The 3,722-nt window shown below is 50.2% G+C and carries 5 protein-coding genes; 2 read left to right on the plus strand and 3 right to left on the minus strand.

Annotation, left to right across the window (positions count from 1 at the left end; all coding sequences use genetic code 11):
* Positions 1 to 119: 119 nt before the first annotated feature.
* The 3 genes from H4J77_RS19145 to H4J77_RS19155 form a co-directional block, all read right to left on the minus strand.
* Positions 120 to 584, minus strand: a complete 465-nt coding sequence (locus H4J77_RS19145) for an AAA family ATPase (protein WP_182250020.1) — start codon at positions 582 to 584, stop codon at positions 120 to 122.
* Positions 585 to 760: 176 nt separating this feature from the next.
* On the minus strand, positions 761 to 1,129 hold the full coding sequence (locus H4J77_RS19150) for a hypothetical protein (RefSeq protein ID WP_182250022.1): 369 nt from the start codon (positions 1,127 to 1,129) through the stop codon (positions 761 to 763).
* 98 nt (positions 1,130 to 1,227) lie between these two features.
* Positions 1,228 to 1,638 (minus strand): hypothetical protein, encoded by a 411-nt coding sequence (locus H4J77_RS19155; protein ID WP_182250024.1) that lies wholly within the window; start codon positions 1,636 to 1,638, stop codon positions 1,228 to 1,230.
* A 564-nt stretch (positions 1,639 to 2,202) separates the two neighbouring features.
* On the opposite strand from H4J77_RS19155, the gene H4J77_RS19160 reads away from it, so the two are divergent.
* Together H4J77_RS19160 and H4J77_RS19165 are read left to right on the plus strand one after the other, a co-directional pair.
* A complete protein-coding gene (locus tag H4J77_RS19160) occupies positions 2,203 to 2,751 on the plus strand; it encodes a sigma-70 family RNA polymerase sigma factor (RefSeq protein WP_182250026.1) in 549 nt (182 codons plus the stop codon).
* Positions 2,748 to 3,467 carry an anti-sigma factor domain-containing protein gene (locus H4J77_RS19165; RefSeq protein ID WP_182250028.1) on the plus strand — a complete coding sequence of 240 codons (720 nt, stop codon included), beginning with the start codon at positions 2,748 to 2,750 and terminating at the stop codon, positions 3,465 to 3,467. The genes H4J77_RS19160 and H4J77_RS19165 overlap by 4 nt, the downstream gene beginning before the upstream one ends.
* Positions 3,468 to 3,722 lie beyond the last annotated feature (255 nt).

The following is a 3,722-nucleotide window of genomic DNA, read 5'->3' on the forward strand; positions in this document are numbered from 1 at the left end:
CTTGATAGCGCCGATGATCTGCTCTTCGGTGTATCGCGTCTTCTTCATATCGAGATCTCCATCTTGCTAGGTTAGCTGGAAATCTCATCGAGTTCATGGCGTGGAATTTGGGGGAAAGGTCAGTTTCCGTGAAGTATGAAACTCATTTTTTCGATTATATAGCTATCAGAGTCAACAATATCTTCACGTTTTAATTCGCCGTTACTCAACAATGAATCTATTGTCCGCGAATCATTAAAGCGGGTTCCATAAAAAAGACTACCTTCGTACAAGCCGTTAAATCTTATAGTGTTTGGGTGCGTATCACACTCCCAAAAATATTCAGAACCTCTTATTGTGCATGTCCATTTATCAACCCTATCTTCATAACCGTACTCAATCAGGGATTTCTCTAAATCAAAATCCTCTTTTTGTAATGCACCAAGGTGATGACGTGATATTAGCTGAGCTAGCGATAGTAAAACTGTGCTTTTCCCGCAACCGTTATTGCCAACTATTCCATAAACACCTTTTTCCAACGGAATTTCTATTTCGGCAAATTCAATGTGCTTAATGTTCTGAATTTTTAAGTTTATGCTATCCATTATCACGTCTTCAATTTTGGGTTTGGTTTTGAAATTGATTAAGAAAGTTTTCAGTTGTCAGGTCAGAAGAGCTCCATGGTATACACCTTGAATCCACATAACGCCCGAACTCACGGGCCAGTTTGTAGCCGCGGAGCGGCGGAGAACTAGTCCCGTGCAGTGATTGGTTAGCTGCTTTATATTATGTCTTTATCCACAGTTTGTTGGTTCAAACGGAAGCCAACTAAGAATGCTAAAGCCAATACCAAAATTAAATCCGCACCTGGAAACACTTCATTTATACCAGTCAGCTTTGATGTTTGGTAAGGCACTACAAAACACAAGGGCGCTGCCCAAAATACCGGCTTTAGTAGTAGTCTGTGCCCAGAAATGTTTTGTCCAACCCAAAATCCGACAAAACCAAGCAGGAAATAAACTGCTACGGCAATAGCTATACTAAGAAGGCCAATGGTGGCGCCGCCCTTCATGGATGGTACCACTAGAAAAAATAGCGCAGTTGCAGAGAGAACGCCTGAATAGACAAAGGTTTCTTTTGTATGAAGCATCTTCACCTCCTTATGAAGCTAACGATTAAGCTAAGGGGCTGGCTTTAGCCAGTCCCCGTGAGCGAAGCGAACGATTTGAGCGCCTTGTTAGGCGTTTACTAGCCATATATTTTTTTAGTTATTACACGCCGGCCAGCGATGTTTAACCGGAGATAAATGCGGCGCTTATTCATTGCCTTGTGTCCCCATGAAAAGCTATTAGCTCCACTGAAATTTAACGTCTTGCTTGAGTTTGGCTCTATAAGAATTTCACAGACATCTTCAGATGAATCGATCTGGGAGTCTTTTACCAGTGGCCAATAGTGAGATCTATAAAATAGCTCCCAGTAACTTAAGATAACTCGATTTCTTGTTAAGTTTCTAATGAATATATCATTGCCAATATCGGCGCGCCCTGTAAAGCTGCACCCCGTTTCAATACGGAATCTGCCATTCCATAACTCGAATAGTTTTATCAAGGCGAGTAGCGTAGACAGTCCGGCTCCCCACCAGGCGATATAGTTTTCCATGTATATCCTTGCGCCTAACAGTGATTAGATCGCACGCTGCGTTATTACGCGGTATAACATGCGCGACGAATGACTCGGTTCTTGTTTTTTATCAATTACTTGTGCGTGCTCATGCTGCTATCCCTCACGTTAAACTGCGTGCGATATAAGTCCATTATGACTGCGTGCAGGCACGACGATATGTCTCTGGCCAGCAAGTGGCAGGGCGTTTGGTTTTGTGGGTTGGGATAGTCAGGCATCCGTGCCTCCAGAAAGGGATCTGTGAAAAAGCGCTAACTGGCATAGTGCTACGCTTTGGCTGGCTTGCCAACCCTGTTTTGATCAACTGCGCTTGCGTTAATCCAAGCTGTTTTTGAGCCGAGTAGCTTTGTTATTCGGGTCAGGGAGCGCTCGCACTAGCGAAACTCGTTGGCATCACCAGCGCTGCGAGCTTTTGATGGCGTGCGACCCAACGAAACAATTACACACGAATTGCTCATTTAATTTCGCTTTGCGACATCCATAAGTGCTGTTCGCGGGTATAGCCTGCATGAACGGAATGGCGATTGGGTATGGGAACCGGGCATGGCAGACAGCGAGTTTGATTACGAGGGCACTCTGGAGGCCTGCGCGCGGGGTGATAAGGATGCGTTTCAGCGTTTGTATCAGCGCGAGGCCGGGCAGATGCTGGGGTTGGCTATTACCTTACTGGGGCGGCGTGATCAGGCTGAGGACTGTTTGCACGATGCGCTGGTGAAGGTGTGGCATAACGCTGATCGCTTTGATCGCTCGCTGGGTCAGGGACGCGCCTGGATTTATAGCATCCTGCGTTATCGGGCGCTGAATCAGCTACGCAGTCGCGGACGGTTGGTTGAGACCGACGATGACTTTATCGAGCAGATGGCTGATGACAGTGCGCAGGCAGAAGATATCGTGAGCGATCAGTCGGAAGGCCGTGAGCTGCGCCGGTGCTTGCGCCACCTGGAGCGTCCGCGTCGCCATCCGATCCTGCTGGCCTTTTATCGGGGCCTTACCCATGAACAGATTGCCAGTCGGTTGACTACGCCGCTGGGCACCATCAAGGGACGCATCCGCGCCGGTCTACGCGCATTGCAGGAGTGTTTGCAGGCATGATTCCAGAGGCAATTGAGCCGCGTCGGGCCTTGATCGGCGAGTATGTATTGGGCTTGCTCGAAGAGCCGGAAGCCAGCGCGGTGCGCGAGTTGATCGCGCATGACCGCGAGGCCGCGCGCATGGCGTTGGAGTGGGAGCAACACCTGCTCGAACTGGCAGATGAACTACCGCCGCAAACCCCTTCACTGGTGTTGTGGGAGCGCGTGCAACAGAGCCTGGGTTGGATGCCGCCATCGCGCGGCACGCCTGCTGACGGCTTTACCCGTTGGTGGAACAGCCTTGGCTTGTGGCGTCTGACCAGCGGCGCGCTTGCTTTGCTGGTACTCCTTAGCTGGCTGCCAGGTGTGCTGCGCGAAGCAGCCGTCGGCGCGAGTTTCACGGCAGTGCTGCAGGTGCCGGGGGAAAGTGCCAAGCCGGGCTGGGTGGTAACGGTCGATGGCGACGGTACCTTGAAGCTGGAGTCGCTGGTGGCGGATCAGATTCCGGCAGATCGTAGCGTACAGTTCTGGACCCTTACTGATCCCAAAGATGGCCCGCGCTCGTTGGGTTTGATCGAGCCGGGTAAAGGCACGACCCTGAGTGCTGAACAGATTGGGGCCGTGCAGGCCGGGCAGTTGTTTGAGCTGACGCTTGAGCCGTCGGGTGGGTCGCCGTTGGATCGGCCGACGGGGCCGGTTTTGTATATTGGGCGGGCGGTGCTTATTGCGGGTAACTAGCTTGGGCTTCTCGGGGAGTTGGCGGATTTAAGTCGGGTTATTGAGGGTAATGTCACGTGCGCCTTTCGCCTGGCTGGCGAGTTACTTTTGTTTGCGTGGCCAAACAAAAGTAACCAAAAAAAAGGCCACCTGTATGATTCAAAAACATAGGTAACACATCATTTCAAATACATGGGTTACACTTTTAACGTCCAATACGGAGTTAGATTCCCACCGGCTTTGCGCTGATCAAAGCCACCAAGCCTGACAGGCCCA

Source organism: Pseudomonas sp. 5Ae-yellow, assembly GCF_014077575.1.
GTDB lineage: Bacteria > Pseudomonadota > Gammaproteobacteria > Pseudomonadales > Pseudomonadaceae > Halopseudomonas > Halopseudomonas neustonica.

Coding starts and splice junctions, on each gene's coding strand:
- H4J77_RS19145 (WP_182250020.1), bottom strand. CDS start 584: ATGGATAGCATAAACTTAAAAATTCAGAACATTAAGCACATTGAATTT.
- H4J77_RS19150 (WP_182250022.1), bottom strand. CDS start 1,129: ATGCTTCATACAAAAGAAACCTTTGTCTATTCAGGCGTTCTCTCTGCA.
- H4J77_RS19155 (WP_182250024.1), bottom strand. CDS start 1,638: ATGGAAAACTATATCGCCTGGTGGGGAGCCGGACTGTCTACGCTACTC.
- H4J77_RS19160 (WP_182250026.1), top strand. CDS start 2,203: ATGGCAGACAGCGAGTTTGATTACGAGGGCACTCTGGAGGCCTGCGCG.
- H4J77_RS19165 (WP_182250028.1), top strand. CDS start 2,748: ATGATTCCAGAGGCAATTGAGCCGCGTCGGGCCTTGATCGGCGAGTAT.